25 protein-coding genes are annotated in these 24,480 nt (G+C 67.5%); 11 read left to right on the forward strand and 14 right to left on the reverse strand.

Annotation, left to right across the window (positions count from 1 at the left end; all coding sequences use genetic code 11):
* Window positions 1–76: 76 nt before the first annotated feature.
* Window positions 77–814, reverse strand: coding sequence for a TMEM165/GDT1 family protein (locus ACIA75_RS03850; protein WP_397099597.1), 738 nt, complete (start codon window positions 812–814; stop codon window positions 77–79).
* Window positions 815–1,353: 539 nt separating this feature from the next.
* Between ACIA75_RS03850 and ACIA75_RS03855 the strand changes: the two genes are divergently transcribed.
* The gene (locus ACIA75_RS03855; protein WP_397099599.1) at window positions 1,354–1,686 is read left to right on the forward strand and encodes a hypothetical protein; all 333 of its coding nucleotides are present in this window, start codon (window positions 1,354–1,356) and stop codon (window positions 1,684–1,686) included.
* A gap of 88 nt (window positions 1,687–1,774) precedes the next feature.
* On the opposite strand, the gene ACIA75_RS03860 is transcribed toward ACIA75_RS03855, so the two are convergent.
* The 3 genes from ACIA75_RS03860 to ACIA75_RS03870 form a co-directional block, all read right to left on the reverse strand.
* Window positions 1,775–2,302, reverse strand: coding sequence for a peptidase (locus tag ACIA75_RS03860; RefSeq protein ID WP_397099601.1), 528 nt, complete (start codon window positions 2,300–2,302; stop codon window positions 1,775–1,777).
* A 217-nt stretch (window positions 2,303–2,519) separates the two neighbouring features.
* Window positions 2,520–3,143, reverse strand: a complete 624-nt coding sequence (locus tag ACIA75_RS03865; protein ID WP_397099603.1) for a superoxide dismutase — start codon at window positions 3,141–3,143, stop codon at window positions 2,520–2,522.
* A 246-nt stretch (window positions 3,144–3,389) separates the two neighbouring features.
* Window positions 3,390–4,028, reverse strand: a complete 639-nt coding sequence (locus tag ACIA75_RS03870) for a hypothetical protein (RefSeq protein ID WP_397099605.1) — start codon at window positions 4,026–4,028, stop codon at window positions 3,390–3,392.
* Between the two features lie 488 nt (window positions 4,029–4,516).
* Here ACIA75_RS03870 and ACIA75_RS03875 point away from each other — a divergent pair, with 488 nt between their 5' ends.
* From ACIA75_RS03875 to ACIA75_RS03890, 4 genes are all read left to right on the forward strand, one after another.
* Complete coding sequence (locus tag ACIA75_RS03875) at window positions 4,517–4,879, forward strand: rhodanese-like domain-containing protein (RefSeq protein WP_397099607.1); 363 nt, start codon at window positions 4,517–4,519, stop codon at window positions 4,877–4,879.
* Window positions 4,880–4,897: 18 nt separating this feature from the next.
* Complete coding sequence (locus tag ACIA75_RS03880; protein ID WP_397099609.1) at window positions 4,898–5,950, forward strand: DUF4328 domain-containing protein; 1,053 nt, start codon at window positions 4,898–4,900, stop codon at window positions 5,948–5,950.
* Window positions 5,947–6,732, forward strand: a complete 786-nt coding sequence (locus ACIA75_RS03885) for a glycerophosphodiester phosphodiesterase (protein ID WP_397099611.1) — start codon at window positions 5,947–5,949, stop codon at window positions 6,730–6,732. The genes ACIA75_RS03880 and ACIA75_RS03885 overlap by 4 nt, the downstream gene beginning before the upstream one ends.
* Before the next feature lie 80 nt (window positions 6,733–6,812).
* Window positions 6,813–7,733 carry a DUF5926 family protein gene (locus ACIA75_RS03890; protein WP_397099613.1) on the forward strand — a complete coding sequence of 307 codons (921 nt, stop codon included), beginning with the start codon at window positions 6,813–6,815 and terminating at the stop codon, window positions 7,731–7,733.
* A gap of 276 nt (window positions 7,734–8,009) precedes the next feature.
* Here ACIA75_RS03890 and ACIA75_RS03895 read toward each other — a convergent pair whose 3' ends face one another.
* The 5 genes from ACIA75_RS03895 to ACIA75_RS03915 all read right to left on the reverse strand — a co-directional run bounded on the left by ACIA75_RS03895 (window position 8,010) and on the right by ACIA75_RS03915 (window position 12,679).
* Window positions 8,010–8,561: a ferritin gene (locus ACIA75_RS03895; RefSeq protein ID WP_397099615.1), complete on the reverse strand. Its 552-nt coding sequence runs from the start codon at window positions 8,559–8,561 to the stop codon at window positions 8,010–8,012.
* Between the two features lie 92 nt (window positions 8,562–8,653).
* Window positions 8,654–9,208 (reverse strand): ferritin, encoded by a 555-nt coding sequence (locus ACIA75_RS03900; protein WP_397099617.1) that lies wholly within the window; start codon window positions 9,206–9,208, stop codon window positions 8,654–8,656.
* Between the two features lie 194 nt (window positions 9,209–9,402).
* Window positions 9,403–10,773, reverse strand: coding sequence for an LCP family protein (locus tag ACIA75_RS03905; RefSeq protein WP_397100901.1), 1,371 nt, complete (start codon window positions 10,771–10,773; stop codon window positions 9,403–9,405).
* A gap of 102 nt (window positions 10,774–10,875) precedes the next feature.
* The gene (locus ACIA75_RS03910; RefSeq protein WP_397099620.1) at window positions 10,876–11,655 is read right to left on the reverse strand and encodes a CPBP family intramembrane glutamic endopeptidase; all 780 of its coding nucleotides are present in this window, start codon (window positions 11,653–11,655) and stop codon (window positions 10,876–10,878) included.
* Window positions 11,656–11,920: 265 nt separating this feature from the next.
* Window positions 11,921–12,679: a DUF2470 domain-containing protein gene (locus ACIA75_RS03915; RefSeq protein WP_397100903.1), complete on the reverse strand. Its 759-nt coding sequence runs from the start codon at window positions 12,677–12,679 to the stop codon at window positions 11,921–11,923.
* Between the two features lie 183 nt (window positions 12,680–12,862).
* Here ACIA75_RS03915 and ACIA75_RS03920 point away from each other — a divergent pair, with 183 nt between their 5' ends.
* From ACIA75_RS03920 to ACIA75_RS03930, 3 genes are all read left to right on the forward strand, one after another.
* Window positions 12,863–13,294: a hypothetical protein gene (locus tag ACIA75_RS03920; RefSeq protein ID WP_397099622.1), complete on the forward strand. Its 432-nt coding sequence runs from the start codon at window positions 12,863–12,865 to the stop codon at window positions 13,292–13,294.
* A gap of 129 nt (window positions 13,295–13,423) precedes the next feature.
* The gene (gene pheA / locus ACIA75_RS03925) at window positions 13,424–14,341 is read left to right on the forward strand and encodes a prephenate dehydratase (RefSeq protein ID WP_397099624.1); all 918 of its coding nucleotides are present in this window, start codon (window positions 13,424–13,426) and stop codon (window positions 14,339–14,341) included.
* On the forward strand, window positions 14,338–14,994 hold the full coding sequence (locus ACIA75_RS03930) for a histidine phosphatase family protein (protein WP_397099626.1): 657 nt from the start codon (window positions 14,338–14,340) through the stop codon (window positions 14,992–14,994). The genes pheA and ACIA75_RS03930 overlap by 4 nt, the downstream gene beginning before the upstream one ends.
* A gap of 17 nt (window positions 14,995–15,011) precedes the next feature.
* Here ACIA75_RS03930 and ACIA75_RS03935 read toward each other — a convergent pair whose 3' ends face one another.
* From ACIA75_RS03935 to ACIA75_RS03955, 5 genes are all read right to left on the reverse strand, one after another.
* The gene (locus ACIA75_RS03935) at window positions 15,012–15,842 is read right to left on the reverse strand and encodes an ESX secretion-associated protein EspG (RefSeq protein WP_397099628.1); all 831 of its coding nucleotides are present in this window, start codon (window positions 15,840–15,842) and stop codon (window positions 15,012–15,014) included.
* Window positions 15,839–16,996, reverse strand: coding sequence for a PPE domain-containing protein (locus ACIA75_RS03940; RefSeq protein WP_397099630.1), 1,158 nt, complete (start codon window positions 16,994–16,996; stop codon window positions 15,839–15,841). Before ACIA75_RS03940 ends, ACIA75_RS03935 begins: the two co-directional genes overlap by 4 nt.
* Before the next feature lie 103 nt (window positions 16,997–17,099).
* Window positions 17,100–17,432 (reverse strand): PE family protein, encoded by a 333-nt coding sequence (locus ACIA75_RS03945; protein WP_397099632.1) that lies wholly within the window; start codon window positions 17,430–17,432, stop codon window positions 17,100–17,102.
* 175 nt (window positions 17,433–17,607) lie between these two features.
* Window positions 17,608–17,958 carry a metallopeptidase family protein gene (locus ACIA75_RS03950; RefSeq protein ID WP_397099634.1) on the reverse strand — a complete coding sequence of 117 codons (351 nt, stop codon included), beginning with the start codon at window positions 17,956–17,958 and terminating at the stop codon, window positions 17,608–17,610.
* Window positions 17,959–17,971: 13 nt separating this feature from the next.
* Entirely contained in the window at window positions 17,972–18,958 is a 987-nt protein-coding gene (locus ACIA75_RS03955; protein ID WP_397099636.1) for a septum formation family protein, read from the reverse strand.
* A 467-nt stretch (window positions 18,959–19,425) separates the two neighbouring features.
* Between ACIA75_RS03955 and serS the strand changes: the two genes are divergently transcribed.
* The 3 genes from serS to ACIA75_RS03970 all read left to right on the forward strand — a co-directional run bounded on the left by serS (window position 19,426) and on the right by ACIA75_RS03970 (window position 24,265).
* Entirely contained in the window at window positions 19,426–20,691 is a 1,266-nt protein-coding gene (gene serS, locus ACIA75_RS03960) for a serine--tRNA ligase (protein ID WP_397099638.1), read from the forward strand.
* 150 nt (window positions 20,692–20,841) lie between these two features.
* The gene (locus ACIA75_RS03965) at window positions 20,842–22,626 is read left to right on the forward strand and encodes a putative bifunctional diguanylate cyclase/phosphodiesterase (RefSeq protein WP_397099640.1); all 1,785 of its coding nucleotides are present in this window, start codon (window positions 20,842–20,844) and stop codon (window positions 22,624–22,626) included.
* A 220-nt stretch (window positions 22,627–22,846) separates the two neighbouring features.
* Window positions 22,847–24,265, forward strand: a complete 1,419-nt coding sequence (locus tag ACIA75_RS03970) for an MFS transporter (protein WP_397099642.1) — start codon at window positions 22,847–22,849, stop codon at window positions 24,263–24,265.
* The last annotated feature ends 215 nt before the right edge of the window (window positions 24,266–24,480 follow it).

Consider the following 24,480-nt stretch of genomic DNA (forward strand, 5'->3'; position numbering starts at 1 on the left):
AACGTCAATTGCACCCTAACCCGTGGGTGGGGGAGGAGCCGTGGACGGTCCCCTTGCGCCGCCCGACCATCTGATGCTAGTACTGCCCGCCGACTCGCCGACCCTCGATCTCGTCCTCATCTATCGAGGTCACGGCGATTTCTCGGGCCATTCGGCGGGTGCGCAGCCACCACATCGCCCCGGCCGCCCCGGCAGGGGCCAGTAGTGCGATACCGATGGCCGGTACCAAGCCCATCGACGGTGCTGCGGTGTTCACCGCGGTCAGTGCGCCGATGAACAAGAACAACAGTCCCGACCCGAATCCGATGGCTCGTTCCGGTAGATGCTTGCCCAGCAGGATGCCCGCGGCGATGGCCAGGGCATCCGCTGCCACCATGCCGATGGTGGATCCCAGCCAGACCGCCGCCCAGTTGTTGTCGGTGGCCAGCGCGGCGGTGGCGAACATGGTGCGATCGCCGAGCTCGGCCAGCAGGAAGGCCGAGAGAACAACGAAGAAAGGCGCCGCGGTGGCCAACCTGGACGCTGCCGGTTCTTCCTCGTCGTCATCGCCGGCGAGTTCGCGTAGCGTCCACACGCCGACGGCGAGGAAGGTGACCGCCGCGATCCAGGCGATGGCCGTCGTGGGCAGCGCGGAACCCAGGAAATGTCCGATCGCGACCGAGAGGACGTGGACGGTGGCGGTGGCCACGGTGATACCGCCGAGAACCACCCACCAGCGATAACGCAGGGCAAAGGTCAACGCCATGAGCTGGGACTTGTCGCCCAGTTCGGCAAGGAAAACGATGCCGATGGCGAGTCCGATGGTGGCGATCATCCGAGGGGCTCCCGATCCTCCGGTTCGCCGGCCGGAAACGGGTTCACCTCCGGCCGACAACGAGATTGCTGTCCGGCCGAAGGTCTCGCCCACCGGTGGATACCGGTTCACGCGACCGGACCCACCGCCGAAGCGGTGAGGTCAGTATGTCGACCGCGTGATTGGGGGCTACTCCCCTTCGCTGTCGGCAACTCTATCGCACTCGGGCCGGTGTCGCAATCAAGCCATCGCGAAAAGTGGCTTCTGACAATAAGTTTGGCTAAGGTAGCGGCATAGTTAGGGGGCCCTGATAACCGTTGTCCGGTCGGCCGGAACGGTTTTGTGGCATCACTCCAGCAAACAGATCGCGAGCCCTGAACGGAAGCAGGGCCCTCGACGGTTGCGCCTGGGCGAGGCCGAAATCTCCTTGTGAGTAGTGCGAAGTGCTTCCGGCCGCTGAACGGCCGGATTACCGGAGAACCGTGAGCCGTGAGACCGGACGAAAGCCTGATGGGCCCGGTTGATCGGTACACTACCGAGCAACGAGAGGATCACGTCAGATGTCGATCGAGAACCGCTTGGCTGTCCTGGAAGCCCAGGTCGTGCAGTTGATCAACGAGCGAGAGCAGGAACCGGAATCGGTCCGGATTCTGCGAGCCCGGACCAACAGCAATCACAGCGCGGTCATGGGGGAGCTCGGCAGTCTGCATGCTGATATCCAGGATCTTCAGGCCGGGCAGACACGCCTCGAAGCCGGACAGGCCCGACTCGAGACCGGACAGACGGAGCTGCGTGCCGACGTCCAGGATCTGCGTGCCGGGCAGGAGCGGCTCGAATCGGGCCAGCAGGCCGTCATGAACACGCTCGCAGAGATCATGTCGAAACTGAAGTAACCAGCGGGTCGGCCGCGTCCGGTGTGCGGGCGGGTGATTGCGACATTCGATGTGAGCCCGGTCTTCCGGCCTGGCTCGACGCCCCCGCTCAGGCGGCCAGCAACATGGCGAGTACGGCGGTATCGGGATCGCTGATCGGATCCAACCCGACCCTGCTGACCAGGGAAGTGACCGTCCCGTCTGCCTCCGCCTCGGCCCAGGCCGCCCGGTGCTCCAACCCGAGGTGCGGCAGACCCGGCAGGAGTACGCATCCGGACGCCGCGCCCGTGCACTCCGGTAGTGAGGGGTTGGTTTCCGCCGGGGGATGCAGCATGAACAGGGCCGGTGGGATGTGTTCGGCGAAGCGGCCGGGCTGCACGCCCTCCTCGCCGAGCACCGGCCCCTCCGAGATCACCAGGCCCACCGTATCCGGCTCCGGATCTTCGGGCAGTTCCTCGCGTACCCCGAAAATCGTCGACGTGGTGAGAAGGCCGGGCATCGATGCCACGCGGACCGCGAGCACCAGCAACTGCGACCATTCCTTGGTCGTATCCGGCCAGCGGCCGGAGATCACGAAGCCGCGCAGGGTCCCGCCTGCGTGGAACGGCGTGACGCCGATCGGACTGTTCCCACGCATGATGCCTCCCGTGCGGATCCCGGGGGCGGCGTTGCCCGTCCCTATCCATCGGGCATGAGACTCGCTCATGCCGCGAATTGTCTGAAAGATGAGGATCGCGCAGAAGTTGTCTGGCACACAAGTACCAGAGAGTGCCAGCTCGGGTACCCGGGATACCGAAAAACCCGCGGACCTCTGGTCCGCGGGCTCGGTGCGAGCGCCGCCCGAAGGCCGGCGATCAGCCGAAGACCAGGCCCTTGGCCTGGCTGGTGGCCCGGGCGAAACGCTCCTGGACGTCGGCCCAGTTGACCACGTTCCAGAAGGCCTTCACATAGTCGGCCTTGACGTTCTTGTACTGCAGGTAGAAGGCGTGCTCCCACATATCGACCTGCAGCAGCGGGATGATGCCCAGCGGGACATTGGCCTGCTGGTCGTAGAGCTGGAAGGTCAGCAGCTTCTGGCCGAGGGTGTCGTAGCCGAGCACCGCCCAGCCCGAGCCCTGCAGGCCGTTCGCCGCGGCGGTGAACTGCGCGCGGAACTTGTCGAACGAGCCGAACTGGTCGTCGATGGCGGCGGCCAGCTCACCGGTCGGCTTGTCGCCGCCGTTGGGGGAGAGGTTCTTCCACCAGATGGAGTGGTTGACGTGACCGCCGAGGTGGAAAGCGAGGTTCTTCTCGTTCAAGAAGATGGCGCCGTGATCACCGGCTTCGCGTGCGGCTTCGAGCTTCTCCAGCGCGGTGTTCACACCGGCCACGTAGGTCGCGTGGTGTTTCGAGTGGTGAATCTCGTTGATCTGCCCGGAGATATGCGGCTCCAGGGCGCCGTAGTCGTAATCCAGATCTGGCAGCGTGTACTCAGCCACGATGTCCCTTCCTTGTCGGGTCGAGTGCGTCCTGTACGGGATGCTCCCGACCATTCGTACACCCGATCGGTCCAACTCGCCCCGACACCCCACCATTCCACATCGGCCCGGACTCGACCATTTTTGTTCCGGCCCCGTTACCTTCCAGCCGGGAGCACACCGAGCCCGGCCTGGGCATTCCGATCCATTGATATACGGGCACGGAAAAAAATCCGGTGGATCTGGAGACAGATCCACCGCGGGTGTTCAGAGAGGAGGCGCGATCCCCGGATGGGAAGCTCGGGGATCGCCCTTGTCGTGGGCTGCCCACCAGCGCTGCGACCCGGACACCAGGTCGGGCAACGGAATCGGATTCCCGTCCGCACGCCGCGCGGTGACGGAATCGAACCACACCCGGATATCGAGCTCGCGCGGGTCGATTCCCTCCTCCTGGGAGAACTCCAGGACGTGCCGGGCGATCCGCGTATCGATGGTGGTGTCGAAGCTGAGTAGTTCGCTCCACAGCGTCCAGCAACTGTCGTCGAGGTCGACGAACTCCCAGCCGTGCAGCCGGCTACCGCCGAAACTGGCTACCGCGGCGCTGAGTCCCGATAGTTCGAGCGGCAGGATCCGCGGCTCCAGATCATCCCATCGATGCATCCGCAACGATGCGGCAATTCGTGTGACTCCATGAAAGATGAGCTGCACCCGCTCCGCATGCGTGCCCGCAGCGGCGTCCTGGGCCGATATGCCGGTTATTTGCTCCGGCAGACTCAGCACCTCGAGGTCCAACTCCAGCCGTTTTGCCTCGGAATCCACTGTCAACCCGAGGCACCCGGCCTCCGACAGCGCCTTGTCGAGGCCGGCTTTGTCCAATCCGTCGAGTAACCCCCTGGTCGATGTCATGGCGCCAGATTACCGATGGCACCACGGGGATCTGGGGATTTTGCGGTTTTCTGGTTCCGGTGGAACCGATTCGCGGCGGGTGGCGTCCAAGTGGTTATCGGGTTGCGACGGGGCGCGGCCCGGTTCGGTGGCCGGACGGCCGCTCCGGGATTTTTGGAGGGGAGTACCGGATCGGCCGTTCGGGTCCACCGTTACCGCAGGTCAAACCGTTCATGCGGGGCTCCCGGGATAATGGTGCGCTGAATGATAGCTGATCCCATCGGATCTTGTTGTGGATTATGCGTATAACTCATTAGTCCGGAAAATTGTCCGGTACTCGCGGTCACCGGATATCGAGTGGAACCCGATTCGGCGAATCTCCGGCATCGCCCGGCGTGTCGGCTCGTCCGGCACCGCCGGGCACCGTTCGCTCGCGCCGGCCGACCGTCCGGCCGCCGGCTCGGCCCGGACCCGGCGGCGGCATCGGCGGTTATGGCAGGATCAAGGACGTGACGAGCTTCGGAGTCCCGTCGGTACCGGTCGAGGCCGTACCGGCCGAATTCGACCAGCCGCCCGGGCAGGCGGCCGCCGCCGTCCTGCTCGATGTGCGCGAGGACGACGAGTGGCAGCTCGGCCATGCGCCCGGTGCCGTGCATATTCCGCTGTCCGATGTCCCTGCGCGCTACGGCGAACTGGACCCCGACGCCCAGCTGTACGTCATCTGCCGCCAGGGCGGGCGCTCGCTGGAAGCCGTCAAGTATCTCGCGAACATGGGCTACGAAGCGGTCAATGTGGTAGGCGGGATGGTGGCATGGCAACAGCTCGGCCGTCCGCTGACCGGTGAGGTTGCCGAGCCCGCGAAGATCTACTGACGAAGAGCGAGGTGCGCGGTGAGTACGGTGGTGCAGCCTTGTGCCCGCTGCGGTACACGCTGGGCGGTGCAAGGCCCGCCGATGCACTGGTGTCCGCGTTGCCGGGGTGTCCTGCTGTCCCCGGGGCCCATCGACGCTCCGCCGCAGCATCGTAATTATCGCTGGGTTGCCCGCCGGCCCGGCCGGCTCGATCGCTCCGCGCGTACCGCGGGCACCGGGCGCGCGCCCCTCGCGACCCCCCGCTACACCGAGATACCGCGCTGGGGCCTCCAGGATCGCCCGGTCACTGCCGCCGGCGATCGCGACCGGCCACGTCCGCTGAGCGCCCTCACGCGCTGGGTGTACACCGCCCTGCTGGCGACCGCGGTGCTCTTCGGCATCGCCGCCCTGGCCGAACTCGGCCGATACTTGTTATTGCTGCGCAACCGCACCCGGCTGATCGAACCTCCCCTGCTGTGGTTCTCCGACGCGCTGGTGAACACCGCCGCGCTGTTCGCGCTGATCATGGCTCTGGTTTCCGCGGCGGCGGCGCTCGGCTGGCTGATCGAGGTGCGCCGCGCGGCCTTCGCCGCCGACGGTCGCCAGGACCCGCGTTCGCCGCGCCTGCTGGCGCTCGGCTGCCTGATTCCGGTGGTGAACCTGGTCTGGCCCGGTGTGTTCCTGTCGGAGGTGGTGCCCGGGCACGGTGATCCGCGACCGCTGCGGGCGGTCCGGATCTGGTGGGTGGTCTGGGTACTCGGCGGTCTGCTGAGCATGGCCGCACTGTTCTGGCGGACCGCTGATTCACTGCAGGCCAAGGCGGACGGCGTGCTGCTCACCGCGATCGCCGATATCGCGGCGGCCGCTGTTGCGGTGCTGACCCTCTGGGTTGTGCGCACCGTGGAGGGACGCGATCTGCGCGGCCGGCACCGGCTGGCCCATCGCTGGGTCGTGGCCGTCGATCCGGCGAAACCGCTGATCGAACCGGTACACCCGGGTCCGGCCGCTACGGTGAGCACGGCGCCGGATGCTGCAGCAGCAGATTCCCGCGACGGCGCCCGCCGAGCAGCACAGGAGGTTGTCGCCCAGTGAGCGAGCACAGCGACCCGTCGGTCCAGGGCCCGCGCGCGCCGTTCGTGGTCGCGCATCGAGGCGCGTCGGGGGCTCGTCCCGAACACACCCTGGCAGCCTATGAACTGGCGCTGGAAGAAGGTGCCGACGGGGTGGAATGCGATGTCCGGCTCACTCGGGACGGCCATCTGGTCTGCGTGCACGATCGCACAGTGGACCGCACCTCGAGTGGTTCCGGGCTGGTCAGCGAACTGACGCTGGCGGAGTTGAAGGAGCTCGACTTCGGTGACGGATCGCCGGCCGGAGTGCTGACCCTCAGCGAACTGATCGGTCTGGTGCTGGACTGGCGCAGCCGCCCGACGAAATTGTTCATCGAAACCAAGCACCCGGTCCGCTACGGCTCGCTGGTGGAGAACAAGGTGCTGGCCGAACTACAGCGCTTCGGCATCGCCACACCAGCGTCCGCGGCGCATTCCCGCGCGGTGGTGATGTCGTTCGCGGCCACCGCGGTATGGCGAATCCGCCGCGCGGCGCCGCTGCTCCCGACGGTGCTGCTCGGTGAATCCTCCCGCTATCTGGGTGGTAGTGCGGCGACGACCGTGGGCGCGACCGCGGTCGGACCGTCGGTGAAAACCCTGCGCGATCACCCGGATCTGGTGGACAAAGCCGCCGCGGCGGGCCGGGCCACCTACTGCTGGACGGTCGACGAACCCGACGATATCGCGTTGTGCGCAGATCTCGGCGTGAGCTGGGTGGCGACGAACCATCCGGGGCGGGCGAAAGCCGTTCTGGCCAACCGCTGACCCGCGTGAGCGAGCTGCGCCGCAATGGATACCGGTAGCCTGCGGCCGATCGGCCGGTATGCCGTGTAATTTGACCAGCCGTGGGTAAGAGCAAACGCAATAGTCCGAAACCCGGCGGCAACCGGGCCCAGCGTCTGGCCGAGCGGCGGGCGGCGTTGCAGGAGGCCGAACAGACCGTCGCCAGGCCTTTTCAGGGCCTGGCCGCCGAATGCGATCTCGTCGCCCTCCGGGAATTCGTGCCCTCGGCGACCGCCGAACTGACGTTGACGCCCGAAATCGCCGCGGAGCGCACGGTGGTCCTCGCGACGGTCCTGCCGGGCGCGGTGGCTGCCCTGGTCCGCGCCGGTGACACTCCGACCGGATACGTGGGCGTGCAGGTGCAGGCGCCGACCGCGGACCCGGCCGCCGATATCGCGGCGTCGGTGCTGTGGTCGCAATCCGCCGAACCCGGCGATTCGCTCGCCGTGGCCCACGCCGCGCCGGGTGGGCCCGCACTGTCGGATGTGATCGTGGCCGATGCGCCGCTGGAACTCGTGGTGCATCAGGATTTCGATTGGTGGGTGCCGGCGGGAGTCGAGCCCGACCCCCAAGTCGCCGCAACCATCGAGCAGGCCAAAGAGGCGATCATGCCGTCGGACCGGCTGGATCTGGGTCCCGAGGCGATCGGCGCCCCCTGGTGGGTGGATGCGGGCGAGAAGGCCCATTTGCGCTGGGTGCGGCCGGAATCCGAGGACGATCTGATGCTGGCGCTGGCCCGGCTACACGCCGCCGGCGGTCTGCATCTCGGTGAGGGTTCGCGGTTCGCGGGTTCGTTCCGCACACACGGCCTGCTGGTGCCTGTTTTCGATCTCGACCCGGAACGGCATGTGACCGAATGGCGTACCCCGGCCGCGGAGTTCGGTGACCGTTTGGCCGAGGCGCTGGCGGTGGACAGCCCGCTGACCTCGGAACAGCGACGGTCGCGGGACGGACTGCGGTCGCGCCAGGTGACTCTTCGCTGAATAAAAAGGAGAAATTTCCGAAAAACTCTTCTTTCCGATGCCGATCTCGGCTAGGTTTCAGAGGTCGCCGTTTCTGGAACCCCCCGGCGACACCACGTCAGCCGACACAACGACCCGGCGCCGGCTGACGTGCACGGAGCATCGGCCGCCCGACCTCGGCGCAGTAGGCCGGGACGGCCGATGCTCCCACTCATCACCCGGGAAACAGTCCACAAAACCCCGGCCGAGTTCGCCTCAGATGGCGGATTCTCGGCGCCGGGGCCGGGATGTCACCGATCAGATGTGGCCGCCGGCAACGGACGGCGCACCCGGTGCGTAGGTCGCGTCATCGCTCATCTCGCGGGCGATGAACTCCTCGAGGTCGAACAGATTCGAACCGGCGCGATCCGCGACGGTCAGCAGGGTGGTCATCTTCGCGACTTCCTCCACCTGCTCCTTCAGGAACCACTGCATGAACTGCTCGCCCAGATAGTCGCCCTCTTCGCGAGCGGTGCTCGCCAGCTGAACGATCTGGTCGGTAACGGTCTTCTCCTGATCGAGGGCCAGTGCGATCGGCTCCCGGGCATTCTCGAAATGCGACTTTGCCGCGTCGACGCCGGAAATATCGACACTGATATCCCGATCCAGGAAATACTGGACGATCATCATCGCGTGATTGCGTTCTTCGCGCCCCTGGGCGTAGAAGCGTTTGGCCAGCTGGGGCAGGTCGGCATTGTCGTACCACACGGCGATGGCGATGTACTGGTGCTCGGCATTGAACTCGTGCCGAATTTGATCGTGCAGCAGGCCATGGAATTTGCTGCGCGGGCTCTCCGGATGATTGGACATGCCTTGACATTAACGCCGGAAAGGGTCTATGTCATCCAAGTGCAGCCTTAATGAGGCTAGTATTGCCTTATCCGATTGAGGATAGTATTGCCTTATTTATTTCGGCCCTCACCGGCCATTTTGGGCACGGAGCTGTTGTTTTGCGGCACGACCGTACGCAGCTCGCGCGCCACGAACTCCTCGACGTCGAACAAATTCCCGGCTGAGCGATCCATCACAGCCAGCAGTGTCGACATACCCGCCACATCGTGTTGCTGGCACTCGAGCAGCCAGCTAATGAATTGCTCGCCGAGGAAATCCGCCCATTCCCGGGCGACCTTGGCCAGTTCGGTCACCTGATCGGTCAGGGTCTGCTCCCGGGCGAGCAGGAAAGCGACTGCGGCACGAGGTGATTCGAATGTCTGGCGCACTTCGCCGAGCCCACCGATGGTAACTTCCAGATCCCGGTCGATCAGGTACTGGACTATGCGCAACGCGTGCCCTCGGTGTTGTTCGGACCGGAGATAGCAGTGGGCGCCCAGCTGCGGTAACCGTTGGATATCGAAATACACTGCGGCAGCCAGATACTGCTGGGAAGCGGTGAGGCCGTGCTGGACCTGCGCCCGCAGCAGGGCGATGAACGGCTGGGCCAGGTCGCTGTCGTGCATGCCATCGATTATCGCGCGCCGGCCGCGGGGCGGGAACACCCGGCACGCATCAGCGGCGGGTCAGGCCCGGAGGCGGGGGTGCGATACCTCCGCCGGCGCTGCGGCCTCCTCGGTCAGTATGTGGACCATCGCCGGCCCCGCTCATGCGGAATGGATACAGCATGAGCGAGGCCAGGCATGAGGGTGGTAGTGGTCTACTGGCCGGCGAGATCCGTGGGAACGGGGTCACCGTTGGCGAGGGCCTCGAAGAAACGGGCGGCGTCCGGTTTGGCCCACAGCAGCACATTGCCGCTGTCCGTATCTTCGAACCCGCCCACCGGGACGCTCGTGGCCAGGGTGTCGCCGCGTAGCGCCCAGCCCAGCCGGGCGAGATCCCAGATATGGTCGCCGGAATCCACGGTCAGCGAGCCTGCGGTGTTGCTGGCCATCGACCACAACGCGAACGGGTTGGCCAGGGTGGCCGGGCTGGTCGCCTTTTCCAGCAGCGCCGACAAGAACAGCCGCTGGTTGTTCATCCGGTCGATGTCGGCGAGCGCGGTGGCCCGGCTGCGGACGAAACCCAGTGCCTGCGGGCCGCTCAGTTCCTGGCAGCCGGCGGGCAGGTCGATACCGGCCAGCGGATCGTTGATGGGCTGCGGCACACACACGTCGATACCGCCGAGGCCGTCCACCACGCCCGCGAACCCGGCGAAACCGATCTCCCCGTAATGGTCGATCCGCAGTCCCGTGGCGATCTCCACGGTCTGCGTCAGCAGCTGCGGACCGCCGAACGCGAACGCGGCATTGAGCTTGTCCTGGCCATAGCCGGGGATGCTGACGTAGGAATCGCGCGGCAGGCTGATCAACGTGGTCCGGCCCGACGGCGGGATATGCACCAGGATGATGGTGTCGGTGCGGGCATCCCCGACCTCGCCCCCGGTCGCCAGGCCCTGTGCCTGTTCGTCGGAGAGTCCGGCCCGGCTGTCGGACCCCACCAGCAGCCAATTGGTGCCCGCGGTATTGCCGACCCGGTCCTCGTAGTCGCCGAGCGCGTCGACCCGGGTGAGTGAACCGTCGAGCGTCACCACCGCGTACACCAGAGCAGTCACCAGCACGATGAGAAATACGAGAAACCATCGGCCTACATGTCGTTTCCTGCGGCGCCGCGGCCGTGGTGCCGCGCCGCCGGATGGCCGATCTCCGTGGGAGGGCGGCGGCCGGCGCCGCCCACCACGGTCCGGTGCGGGGCGCTGAGGGGGCGCGTACTCGGATTCCCGATACGGCACCGGCCGCTGGGTGGGCGCGTGGGTGGGGGGAGCCGGTTTGGGCCCGCGTCCGGGACCCGGCTGCCGGGTCGGGGGAGTGCGCCGGCCCTCGGGGGTCTGCGACCACGCGAGCGGCGGCTCGTAACGTCCGGTGGGCCGGGCGCCGGGCGGGGGCCCGCCGCCGCGGCGGATCACCTGCGGTGATTCGGCGGGTGGCCGGCCACCGGGCGGTGGGGGCGGTACGGGCCTGCGCGGGGCTCCTCGTCCGGGTGTCCCGTTGTGCGGCGGCACCCGGCGGATCCTTGGGTCGTCGCCGTTCATCATCATCAGACTGTACTTACCGATCGGCGCCGTATTTGTTAGCGCGGGTTTCCGTGCCGCTCCGCCGCAGGTAGTGGTGTCGATCGGGCTGGACGTGGCCGATCAGGGCAGCCACGACACCCGACCGCGCAGCAGCCCGTATCCGATATACGCCACGATATCGATCACCGCATGCGCGAGCACCAGCGGCCACAGCCGTCCCGTGCGCTGCCAGTACCGCCCGAAGATCACACCCATCACAATGTTGCCGACGCCACCGCCGAGACCCTGATAGAGGTGATAGCTGCCGCGCAGGAGTGCCGAAGCCGCCAGCGCCGAATTATCCGACCACCCCAGAGCTCGTAGCCGGGTCAGCAGATACGCCACCACCACGATCTCCTCGGCCCCGGAATTGGCGCAGGCGGAAAGCACGAGGGCAGGCATCCGCCACCAGTGGTCCGCCAGCGCGTCGGGCACGATGGTCACGTTGATTCCCAGGCCCTGCGCGATGAGGTAGAGGCCCAGACCCGGCAGCCCGATCACCGCGGCCAGTATCAGCCCGTGCAGTACATCGGGCCGGAACCGGATACGAGCCAGCCCGATGGCCCGCGGTGCGATCCCACTGCGCCACAGCAGATACAACGCGAGCCCGGCCCACGCCACCAGCCGGGTCACGCTGAGTACCTGGAACAGCAGGTCGAGGAGCGACTGGCTGGTACGGGAGGTGTTCAACGCCACGGTCTGCTCGCCCACCCCGCCCGGCGCCAGCGCACTCTCCAGCAGCGACAGGGCGGCATTGAGACCGCTGAGACCGAAGGTGACGCCCAGGACGACGAGGATCTCGAGCCGGATCGCCCGCTGCTCCCGCATCCGGTCGCCAACCGACCAACCGCTTTCGCTCATACCGTGAACATATTGGTGCCCCGGTTCTCGGGAGTCGCAAGGTGGGCTTGCTCGCGAGGGGATGGAGGTGAGTCCGCGAAGACTCGCGCTGCGTTTCGGCGGGCCGGCGCTTACGAGGTTCCGGCCAGTGGGCGCGGCTTGAAGCTTCAGGCCTCGTAAGCTCGGCGCCGCCGCTGGGCATGGTCCGATCGGGCTCTCGAGACCTCGAAGGGCCGCGCCGGGGCTGCCGACACCGCCGGGCGCGTTGGATCGGATGCTGGTCGCGCTAGATCGAGCGCAGTCCGTTCAAGAAAGGGCAGCCCGCGAGGGTGCGGACTGCGCGGCCCAGCGCCTCGACGTCTTCGGCGGGGGTGGCGAACGGTAGGCGGAAATCGTGATCGCCGTCGATTCCCTCGATGCGCAGGGTGAGCCCGTAGCGGTCGATGGCCAGCGGATGGATCCGTCCGTGCCGCAGTTCGGCCGGTAGATGCCTGGCCAGTTGCGCCACTACATCGGCGTGATCGGCGTCCAGGTGCTGCAGCCAGGCCGATTCCATGGTGCAGAAGGGGTCGGGGGCGGCGAGCCGGAGGTCGTCGACACAGACCGACTCCGCACCGGCGGAATCCGCCACCACCGCCGAGTTCAACACCAGCCGCAGCAGGGTGGTGGTGTGGCCGATATCGAGCAGGCCGGGGTGCGGATGGTCCTCGGCGACGGCGGTGACCAGGGTGCGCTGGGCACGGGCCGGTACCGCGCGGACCCAGCCGCGCAGCCACACCAGGGCCCGGACCGGTTCGCGGAGCGGCAGTGGTGCGTGATCGGTGAGTTCGAGGACGGCGGGCGCTCCCGCGATCTGCTCCTGGGCCGCGTTCACCGCGGCGCTCTCGTTCGGCACCGCGATCACGACGTCGCCGCATTGGCGCAGATAGTGCACGGTCACCGGGGTCGGGTCGGCGCCCGGTAGCGCGAGTACGGCCTCTTCGGCGTGTGCGCAAGCGCTGCGGACACGTTCGGCGGTGGACGGGGCGGGGGCGGTCGGCGCCATCGGTACCTCCAGTGCGGGCGTACCCGACTTCACGGTCAGTAATTTAGGTTAACCTAAGCTAAGTTAATCTCCGGTGCAGCGCAAGAGGATCGGTTCCGGCGCAGGTCCACGCCGCGCAGAATCCGATCACCGGCAGGCCGGGCGCCTGAACCCCACGAATTCGGCCGTGCTTACGATCGAGGGATGGTCGCGGGTGAGTCTGAACCGGTACTGGTCGCACTGACCGTCCCGAAACGGGTGGTCGAACGCGGGCTGGTCGACGGCCTGGTAGTCCCGACGGGACGATTCGCCGGACAGCATGTGGTGGACCTGACCTTGCCTGACGATCCTCTCGCCGATTTCCTGGCCGAAGCCGCCCACAGCCCGGGTGGTTTCGCGGCCCGCGCCGATAGCGTTCCGCGTGCCTTGTCCATCCTCGCGGCCACTGCCGCGGCACTGTGCGGTGAAGATATCCGCCGGGCGCTGAGCAACCCGGACATCGCGTTTCTGACCGGCCTTTCCAGCGGAGCCGTCGACGCTGTCCGGGAGATGCTGCTCGGTATCGAGTCCGATGCGCCGACGGACTTGGAGCGCGCGCTGCGTACGGCACTGGACCGCGGCAACGTCGACGGCTGACCTCCCGAGCTGCCCATGGTCCGGTGGGGACAGGTGCGGCGGCGGCACCCGCGGAGAGTCCCGCGGGCCCGGGATCGGGTCATCGATACCGGCGGCGCGGCAACGGCCCGCACCAGTAGGCTCGTGGACGTGCCGCGTATCGCCTATTTCGGTCCGTCCGGAACCTTCACCGAGATGGCCCTCGCCGAGTTCGAGAGTTCGGGGTCCTTCGACGGACCGGTCGAGCGGGTCGCCGCCCCCAGTCAGGCCGCCGCCCTGGACCTGGTACGGGCCGGTGAGGTGTCGGCGGCGGTGGTGCCGATCGAGAGTTCGGTGGAAGGCTCGATCTCGGCCACCCTGGATTCGCTGGCCATCGGGCGGCGGTTGCAGATCATCGCCGAAACCGAATTGGAAGTGACCTTCACCATCCTGGCGCGGCCGGGTACCGCCATGGCGACTGTGCGCAGCCTGGCCGCCTACCCGGTGGCGCTCGCGCAGGTCCGGAACTGGGTAGCCGACACCTGGCCCGATATCTCGATCCACACCTCGAATTCCAATTCCGCGGCCGCGGAGGACGTCCGCGACGGGCTCGCGGACGCCGCGGTGTCGACCACCCTGGCGGGGGAGCGGCTCGGCCTGTCGGTCCTGGCCGGCGGAGTCGCCGATCATGACCGGGCTGTCACCCGGTTCGTGCTGGTCACCGTGCCCCGGGTGGCGCCCGCGCCCACCGGGGCCGACCGCACCTCGATCGTGATCGAGGAACTGCCGAACCTGCCCGGTTCGCTCATGCGTGCGTTCGCCGAATTCTCGACCCGCGGAATCGATCTGACCCGTATCGAGTCCCGGCCCACCCGAACCGGGATGGGCACCTATCGTTTCTATCTCGACTGTGTCGGCCATATCGAAGATGCCGCGGTGGCGGAGGCATTGAAGGCGCTGCACCGGACAGCGCATATTCGTTTCCTCGGCTCCTGGCCCGCCACCTCGACGACCGGCACCCCGCCGCCGTCGGATGAGGACGCGGCGATCTGGCTGACTCAGCTACGCAAGGGGGTGACCGACCTATGACTGCAAAACTCATACTGGTCCGGCACGGTGAAACCGAGGGCAATGTCGCCAAGATCCTCGACACCAAACTGCCCGGTCTGCCGCTGACCGAACGGGGCGCCGCACAGGCGAAATCCTTCGGGGAGAGCCTGGCCACTCCGCCGCGGGCCCTGTTCCATTCGCACGCGTTGCGGGCTCGTCAGACGGCCGGCTATATCGAGGCCGCCACCGGAGTGCGCGCGACCGCGCACGACGGCGTGCACGAGGTGCAGCTGGGCGACTTGGACGGATTGAGCAGCGCGGCGGCGCACGACCAGTTCCAGGCGGTCTACCGGCTCTGGCACGAGGGTCTGCTGACCGAACGGGTCCCGGGCGGGGAATCGGGGCGTGATGTCCTGGACCGGTTCCTGCCTGCGATCGCCGACCTGCGGGCCGAGTACCTGGACGGCGCCGGCGACGTACTGCTGGTGACCCACGGCGCCGCAATGCGTTTGGTGGGTCGCGAACTGGCCGGGGTGGCACCACCGTTCACCACCAACAACCACCTGGACAACACCGAGACGATCGAACTGGTCGCGCTGCCCGGCGGCGGCTGGGAGTGCGTCCGCTGGGGCCGGTTCACGCCACCGTTCGGTGGTAAGGCCGAATCCGGCGCCGACGATCCCATGGGATGATCGCCGGCGGTACCGGATCAGGCCAGGGCCGGGTTCCTCGGGAACTCCGACCGTTCGGGTAGCGAATTGATCAGGTCCTGCAGCGCAATACGCAACCGGGCATCGGTGCCGCTGCTGAACGAGGTCCATTTCGTCCCGTCGTCCGCCAGGCTGGCCGTGGCGATGAAGCGGCCCGCCCGGGTGTTGTACACGGCGATATGGTTGTCGGCGACATCGCGACTGGCGTCCCCATAGACGACACCGACGATTTCCGCGTGGGACTCGCAGTGCGCCATGGCCGAAGCGATGGCCTGAGCATCCCGCGCGGGATTGCCGACCTTTGCCAGCCGGGCGGCCGTGGCCGCCGGATCCCCGATGTCGTCGAAGATCGGCACCAGATGCTCGGTCGGCGCGTTCATACCGGTCAGCTCCAAGGCCTGGGCCGAACCGAGTGCCGCGATGACCGGGCCCGGGAGATCCTCGGTCGCCTCGTCGATGACGAAGGACTCCGGCCCGCGAAGGGCGACGGTCACCAGATCATCGCCCTTCGACAAGCACATCCGATTCACCTGACCGCCGACGATGAGCCGTAGCGCCACCACCCAGTGCGGCCGGTACAGCCCACGCAGCCGGTCGGCGAGGTCCGGATGGATACGCCCGCCGTCCAGCAGATCACGGTCGACGAGCAACTGCTCGGCGGCGTCCATCGCCTTGTCGTGGTCGACCTGGTTGTCGTAACGCCCCCTCGCGTCGAGTACGACGGGGACCTCGTCGATCTCCAGTTTCTCCAGGAGATACTGCATTTCGTCGAGCGATAAGGTCACCGCCGCGAGCATCGACGGCCCGCGCCCCGCACCCAGCACCGTCACTTGTCCGACCGTGGGGGTTCGGCGCCGATCACGCCGTCCGCGATGTAGCGACCGTCGGTGAAGTGATCACCGCGCAGGTAGTCGGCCGCGTCGTGGTCCTGATCGTCCTCACCGTTCGCGCGCGCATTACCCATCAGCGGGCTCCCGGGGCCGGTAGCCGCAGGGCGAACCGGTGCGGCCTCACCGCGGGTCACCGCAACGGATTCGGTAGCGGGCGCCGCCGCGCCGGCGGCCGGTGCGCCCCAGCCCTCCGGCACCTTGAGACCACCGTTGTTCAGGCCGAGTGTCGAACCGCTGGGCATACCGCCGGCCCGGGTGGTGGCGGCGGCGGTGGACGCGGCCACCGCTCCGGTCACCATGCCGGGAACCATCGGTACCGACGCCGGAGCGGGTGCTGCGGTGGCCGACGCGAGGGCGCTGGCGCCCAGGTTGCCGACGGTGGTGACACCGGTGCTGGCCACCCCGCCGGCGACATTCGCCGCCTGTGTCACGGCGCTCGCGATACCCGGGTTCTGTGCCACCGCGGCACCGGCGGCGGCCAGCATTTTCAGTGGGTCGCCGTTGGCTTCCTTCATGGCATCCTCGGCCGGACCCGGATCGGCGGTACCGGCACCGTTGGCGATCGGCGGCGGGTTGAGGAATTCACCCGGAGTAAGTACGAGGGCCGTGATGGCGGCCTCGTAGGTTTCCATGGTGAGCGCGGCGCGCAGATCCAGCGCCGCCTTGGCCGCTTCCGCGATCTCGGAGCTGCCGTTCAGCACGCCGCCGGTGGTATGGGCCGCCACGCGGGCCGCGTTCACGGCCGCGATCTCGGGCAGGCTCGGCATGGCGATCGAGGCGACGGTGTAGGCGGTGGCCTGGGAAGCGGCCTTGGTCCCCAGCGCCGCGGTCATGGCGCCCTGCTGCTGGGCCCATCCGGTGAACCCGACGAGCCGGGCCAGCGCACCGAGACCGTTCACGCTCTGCATACCGACGCCGAGCTCGCCCATCACCCGGACCACTGTGGCGGTGGCATCCACCCAGGCGCCGGTCATGGCGCCCCATGCGGTCGCCGCCGCGGACATCGGAATGGCGTGCGATCCGGCGTTCAGTGCGATCGAATTCCCCTCGGCGAGTCTGGGCAACCAGAACACCCCGGTGATACCTGCGGTCATGCTTGTTTCTCCCCGTGTGAACTATCGATGAGGTTTCGGCGGTCGCGCCACGCGCGCTCGCGGTCTGCGCCGTCTCGCGGCGCGCTTCCGGTCATTGCGTGCGCTAGGCGACGATCGAGCCGAAAGGCGCGCCGGTGAGGGTCAGTACGCCGGCCGAGGCCGCGTCCTGGACGAGGTACTGGGCGAGCTGGGTGCGCAGGATCGCGGCGGTGTGATGGAGCTCCAGTACGGCCTGCGCGAGCGAGGTCTGGTGCGTGGCGGCGCCTTTGTTCATATGCATCGCACCGTGGATGGAGGCTTCGTCGGCGCCGGACGGCGCCACGTAGGTGGCCGGTACCGTGAGCGCGGCGACTCCGGCCAAACGGTCGGCAAGCAGGTCCAGTTCGACCGCGGCGGCAAGGATGAGCTCAGGTGTTACGCCGACATTACCGATCATGTCCTCGACTCCTTCTTGTGGCGGCTCTTGGGCGGAACCACGAGAATTCCCCCTACGAGTACATTGGACGCGATACCCCCGCGAACGGTTCCATCGAATCCAGAACTTCTTCCGGTGCGGTCCGGCACCGTGCTTGTGCATCCCCTGCCGGCACGTTGCGTGGACCAGGCTTAGCTTAACCCCATCCCAACTGATGAAGCCGGTCTTCGTCAATCCCGAAATAGTGTGCGATTTCGTGGATCACGGTGATCCTGACCTCCTCGACCACTTGATCCTCGTCGTCGCAGACCGCCAGCAGGGCTTCCCGGTAGATCGTGACGGTATCGGGAAGTGAACCGCCGTAATGACTGTCGCGCTCGGTGAGCGCGATTCCGTGGTACAGCCCCAGCAGGTGCGGATCGTCGGAATTGCGCGGTTCGATCAGCACGACCACATTGTCGATGGCGCGGGACAGCTCCGGCGGGATCAGATCGAGCGCATCGCCGACCAGCTCTTCGAAACGAGCCTCGGACATCACGACCGGCATCGGGACGCTCCGGTCAACGCGGCGCGGCCCGCGGTTCCGGCTGCGGGGGCAGCGGTGCCGCGCCGGGCAGCGGTTCCGGGGTGGACCGGCCGGAATTGGGCGGTGGCACCGGTTCCTGGCCGTTGACCAGGAGCTTGCCCCGGGCCGGTCCGACCAGCGGCGCGAAACCCTCTTGGTCTGCGCCTTTTCCGATCATGCAGTTCAATTTCCGGCTACCGGCCAGCCAACTGCGCGCATCGATGAAGTCGAAGAACACCGTCAGTGTCTTGTCGCGCAGCACATGCGGGCCACCGAGGTAGTCGTTGGTGGTCCGGCCGCATTCCTCCTCGAGGAACTGGTCCTGGTCATCCTTGGCCGGCGGACCGCCGGGGAATCGGGCGGACAGGTCCACGACGGAGGCGATCTCGACCGCGTGCTCCTGCGTGCAGTCGATCGGATCGGTGGGCAGGTTCTGGCTGATTCCGAGGCAGACACCCGGCTCGTAGACCTTGGACTGGTCCCCCTCGGCGACGCGGCCCGTGTTCGGCAGCGGGTTACCGCTGAGGCCGGGAACCTGCAGACCGCAGCGCAGCATCCGATCGCCGGAATTGGTCCAGCCGTCGTTGCTCGGATACATCAGCCCGACCGCGTATTTACCGCGTGGATCGAACCTGCCGTTCAGATACCGCTGGGCCGCGGGCACACAGTGCTCCTCGCGGAGCTCGGTGAGCCGCAGCGAATCCGGCCAGACCGCGTCGGGCCCGAACTCGGCGCCGGGGTATTGGCTCAGATCGATGGTGTCGGTGACCTCGAACAAATGCTCCTCGCCGCAATCGAGTTCCACCAGATCGGAGTGGTCCGGTTTGGTCCAGGTCAGGCAATCGCCGGGGGCCACCGAGGCGAACACTTTGTCCGCCTTGGCCACCGCGCCGCCCGGACTGCGCGCCTGTAGGTTGGAGTCGTTGTCGAATCCGCTGATCATGAGGGTGAGCAGCGCCGCGACAATCGCGCCGACTGCCACCGCGAGCAGGCTCCAGCGCAGCCGCGGTGCCGGGATCCGGGTGGGATTGCCCTTGCCGCGCGGGCGCGAACCGGACGCGCCGGCCCGATTCCCCCGGCGCGGGGAACGAACGGCTGTCCGGCCGCGTTCAGGGAGGCCCGGACGACCCCGCTCCGGCGGAGCCGCGGGTTCGTACTCGGAGGTGTCGGCGGATGCCGGACCGGCGGACCGCATCCGCGCGGAATCGGTCTTGCGACCGCGGCCCGGGCGGGCAGTACGCGAGCGCAACGATTGGCGGCCGCGGGGGCCTGGCCGGTTTGCGGGCTCATTTTCGGAGGACATCGCGGTCCATCATGGCAGCGCGGCACCCGAACGTGCCACGAACCCGGCCGATCGGTATGGCGCAATAGTGCGGATACCGCCGCGGCGCCCGGTCGGGGCGATACTCGGTTGAACCGGGAAATCCACGCCCATTACGCTGGTCAGCCATGATCGACCTCCGACTCCTGCGCGATGATCCCGAGCTGGTCCGCGCCTCGCAGCGAGCCCGGGGCGAGGACCCGGCACTCGTCGACGCGCTGCTCACCGCCGATAGCGCGCGCCGGTCCGCGATCGCGACCGCCGACCGGCTGCGCGCCGAACACAAGACCATGGGCAAACAGGTCGGCAAGGCGAGCAAGGAGGAGCGCCCGGCCCTGCTGGCGCAGGCGCAGGAGATGTCGGTCAAGGTCAAGGAGGCCGAGACCGCCCAGCACACCGCCGAGGCGGAACTGCAGGAGGCGCACCGGGCGATCTCGAATGTCGTCCAGGACGGTGCACCGGCGGGCGGCGAGAACGATTTCGTGCTGCTGGAGACCGTCGGCGCCGTGCCCGAGTTCGACTTCACCCCGCGTGACCACCTCGAACTCGGTGAATCGCTGGGCTTGATCGATATGGAGCGCGGCGCGAAAGTATCCGGCTCACGGTTCTATTTCCTCACCGGCTACGGCGCCTTGCTGCAGCTGGGATTGCTGCAGCTTGCCGCGCAGCGCGCGGTGGCCAACGGTTTCACCATGATGATTCCGCCGGTGCTGGTCCGTCCCGAGATCATGGCCGGAACCGGATTCCTGGGGCAGCATTCGGCCGAGGTCTACCACCTGGAGGAGGACGATCTGTATCTGGTCGGTACCTCCGAGGTACCGCTGGCCGGATATCACTCGGGCGAGATCCTGGACCTCGGTGCCGGAGCGAAACGATACGCGGGGTGGTCGTCGTGTTTCCGGCGGGAAGCCGGCAGCTACGGCAAGGACACCCGCGGCATCATCCGGGTGCACCAGTTCGACAAGGTCGAGATGTTCGTCTACTGCCGTCCGGAGGACGCCGACGCCGAACATCAGCGGCTGCTGGGCTGGGAGCGCGATATGCTCGCCGCCCTCGACGTGCCGTATCGGATCATCGATGTCGCGGCCGGTGATCTGGGCAGCTCCGCCGCCCGCAAGTTCGACTGCGAGGCCTGGGTGCCGAGCCAGGGGACCTATCGCGAGCTCACCTCGACCTCGAACTGCACCACTTTCCAGGCGCGCCGGCTATCGGTCCGCTATCGCGACGAGAACGGGAAACCACAGATCGCGGCGACATTGAACGGGACGCTCGCCACCACCCGCTGGCTGGTCGCGTTGCTGGAGAACCACCAGCAGGCCGACGGCTCGGTCCGGGTGCCCGCCGCCCTGGTGCCGTTCGTGGGCACCGATCTGCTGGTTCCGCCGGCCGGATAGGTTCGGCGCGGGGCGGATCGGGGTATCCGAATACCCCGGTTGGTTCAGCGCGCGGCGAATCGGTTGTTTAGGCTGTTCATCGTGCGAGGAAGCGGGTCTCGCGGCGACACCCGGACGCGGGTACGAGCCGCGTCAGGTGTGGCGACGGCCATGGTCATGTCCCGGACCACCGGGGCGTTCTACGTCATGGGCGGTGTGCTGGGTCTTCTGGTGACCGCCATCGCGCCCACCCAGGTGCTGTATCCGGGCGACGAGGGCAACCGCGAACTGGTCGGGTCGGCCGCGGCGGTTGCGTTGTTGCTGGGGATAAGCCTGCTCGGCTGGGGTCCGCGCATGCCGCACTGGCTGCATCATGGTTACGTCGTGGTGGCGACGATCCTGGTGACGATCGCCGTGCATTCGTTCCCCAATACGGTCGCGGCGATCACACTGGCCTCGTTCTACGTGTTCGTCGCCTGCGACGCCGCACTGTTCTTCGCCTGGTCGCAGGCCGCCGCGCATATCGCGCTGTGTATGGCGTTGTGCCTGTGGGTGCTGCCGAGCCGTGCCGGGTTGCCGTGGTGGTCCGGCCTGATCCCGGCGGGGATCACCTTCGGGGTCGGCGTGGTGGTCGGGATTCTCACCCGGATGGCGTCGGAAGCCGATATCGATACGCTGACCGGTCTGCTGAACCGGCGCGGCTTCGACCGTGCGCTCAATGCCCGGATCGAGCAGGCCGCCCGTTCCGGGCAACCGCTGGCGCTGGTCCTCGTCGACCTGGATCGCTTCCAGAAGGTCAACGATCACCTCGGGCACCGGGCCGGTGACGCGGTACTGCAGAAAGTCGCCGATACCTGGGCCGGACTGCTCGGCCCCGGACAGCGGCTGGCCCGCTACGGCGGCGATGTCTTCGCCGCGCTGCTGCCCGGAAGCACCGAACAGGCGGCCATCCTGCTCACCGAACAGCTCCGCGCCGCGGTCACCACGGGATGTTCGGCCGGGGTGACCTCCTGGCAGCCGGGTGAATCGGCGTCGCTGCTGGTGAGCCGTGCCGATGTGGGTCTCTACCGGGCCAAGCAGGCAGGTCGCAACCGGACGGTCCTGGAATCGGGACACCGCACCCCGCTGGCGGTGGAACTACGCGAAGCCATCGACAACGGCAGCCTGGATGTGCACTATCAGCCGATCGTCAGCCTCAGTGACGGCGGCGAGAAAGCGGTCGGGGTGGAGGCGCTGCTGCGCTGGTCGTCGAGCGCGCAACCGGATGTGACCACCGAGGGGCTGATCCGGGTCGCCGAGGAATACGACCTCATCGCCGACCTGGACGAACTGGTCCTGCGCCGGGCCTGCGCCGACGCCGCCCAGCTCCAGGACACCTTCGCCGCGCTGGAACTCACCCTGAACGTGAACGTCAGCGGGCTGGAATTGGCCGAAACGGGCTATGCGGACAAGGTCGCCGGAATTCTGGAGAGCACCGGCTGGCCCGCCGGGCAGCTGGTGCTCGAAGTGACCGAAACCGAACTGGCCGCCGAATCGGATACGGCCATCGCGAACCTGCACGTGCTGCGCGACCGCGGTGTCCGGATCGCGATCGACGATTTCGGTACCGGCTACTCCTCGCTCAGCCGGTTGGCCACCCTGCCCAGCGACATCATCAAGGTCGACCAATCGTTCGTGGCCGCCATCCGGTCCGATTCGCCGGCCCCGCCGCTGCTCGGGGTGATCGCGGCTCTGAGCAAATCGCTGGATCTCCAGGTCATCGCGGAAGGCGTGGAAACCGAACATCAGGCCGCGGTACTGACCGAGCTGGGTTTCGCGCTGGCCCAGGGCTATCACTACAGCCACTCGCATCCGGTGGCGGATCTCATCAGCGATATGAACCGGGGCCTCGGCGTCGGCGGCACGCGTGCGCTGGGCGAGACCAACGAGTCGGCGAACGGCTGGATACCGCTCTGACGGCTGTGCACCGCCCCCGTCGGGCGTTGCCGGTTCTCCCGGGGGCGGGGCCGTGCGGTCGAGGTGCGCTGGGTCGGTCGGCCGGGGCGGGGAATCGATCGGCGCCGCGGCGTGGGGACAACACGTAGCCGGTGCCACGGAAAAAGTCTTGACCAGGACACGCGCGGCGCGGATGCTGATCGCTATGCGTATGGTCATCTACCACTGTTGACGCCGACAGGTGAACTCCGGGCCGAGGGCCGGGCTACGTGCGCTGACACTGCGTGCGACGCTGTTCGCGGCGACCGGCGATCTGGTCCCGTATTACGCGCTCTACGCGCTGCTCTTCGCCGACCACGGTTTCGGTCCGGCGCAGATATCGCTCCTGCTCGCACTCTGGTCGGCCACTGCCTTCGTCTTCGAGATCCCCTCGGGTGCGTGGGCCGATACCGTGTCGCGGCGAGGTCTGCTGATCCTCAACGGCATCCTGCTGGCCACGGGGTTCCTGTTGTGGACGGTCGTACCCTCTTACCTTGGATTCGCGCTCGGATTCGTGCTGTGGGGTATGGCGAGTGCGCTCCGCTCGGGGACCTTCGAGGCCCTGCTTTACGACGAACTCACCGCCCGGAGTGAATCTCGTGCATACGCACGGATAATCGGTTATACCCGGTCGGCGAGTGAGTTGAGCGCCGTGATCGCGATACTCGCCGCGACCCCGCTGTATCTGCTGGGCGGCTTTGCTTTGGTCGGCTGGGCCAGTGTCGGATGTGCGGTCCTGCACACCGCCCTGGCCCGGAGCCTGCCCGCGGCGCCGAGGTCGGCATCCGCGGCCGAGGTCGCTGAACTCGAGGACTCCGAGGGCACGGAACCGGGCCTGGATGCGGCCGGTCCGGCGGGGCTCACGCCGCGCCCGCGCCCCGCGACCGCCGACCCCGCAACGAGCGGCTCGGGCTCGATCCGGCGGTACCTGCGCATGCTGCGTACCGGTGTCAGCGAAGCGGTACGGGTGCGCATGGTCCGGTACGGGGTCGTGCTCGGTGCGCTGCTGTACGGAATCACCGCATTCGACGAATATTTCGGGCTGCTCGCCGGTGAGGCCGGGGCCGCGACCGAGGTGGTGCCCGTTCTGGTGGCCGTGACGGTCATCGGTTCCCTGCTCGGTTCGCTGCTGGCAGGCCGGACGGAAGACATGAGCGCCCGCACGATGGCCCTGGCGGTGGGGGCCGCGGCTGTGCTGTTCGGTGCAGGGGCGCTGATCTCCGGTCTGGCGCTGCGCTGGCCGGGCGCAGTCTATGTTTTCACCGGCCTGGGCTTTGCGGCACTCGCCGCTGCCTACGGCATCGTCTACAACGCCGGAATCATCGCCGAAGCCCGTTTACAGGACGCCATCACCGGTCCGGCGCGGGCCACCGTGCTCTCGGTGACCGGGCTCGGTGAGGAAGTGGTGTCGCTGGCGGTTTTCGGGTTCGTCGCCCTGATGACGGCGTGGTTGTCGATATCGTCGACTCTCGCCCTACTGGGTATCTCGCTCGCCGTGATCGCCCTCTTGACGCCGGCCTGGTTACCACCCCGGCCGCGTGCGCCCGGCACCGGCGGCGGTATCAAGGAACCGAAGGCGAACGATGGTCGATCAACTGCTGATCACGACCCGGGATCCTGATCGACTCTCGGGAGCAAACGGCAAGCGCAAGGGGAAACGGTGTCGGCGGGAATCGAACAGCCGGGCCCGGACCCGTCACGCGGGGATATCGAGCCGCGATTCACTGCCGGCGTGATCGATTTTCGAGTTCGTCCTTCGACAGGCGGCCGAGCCGCTACGCGCGGGAGAATCATCGGGGTGGAGAAAGCGTGGGCCTGCCGAATACCCGCCCGCTG

This window comes from Nocardia sp. NPDC051750, from assembly GCF_044453135.1.
GTDB lineage: Bacteria > Actinomycetota > Actinomycetes > Mycobacteriales > Mycobacteriaceae > Nocardia.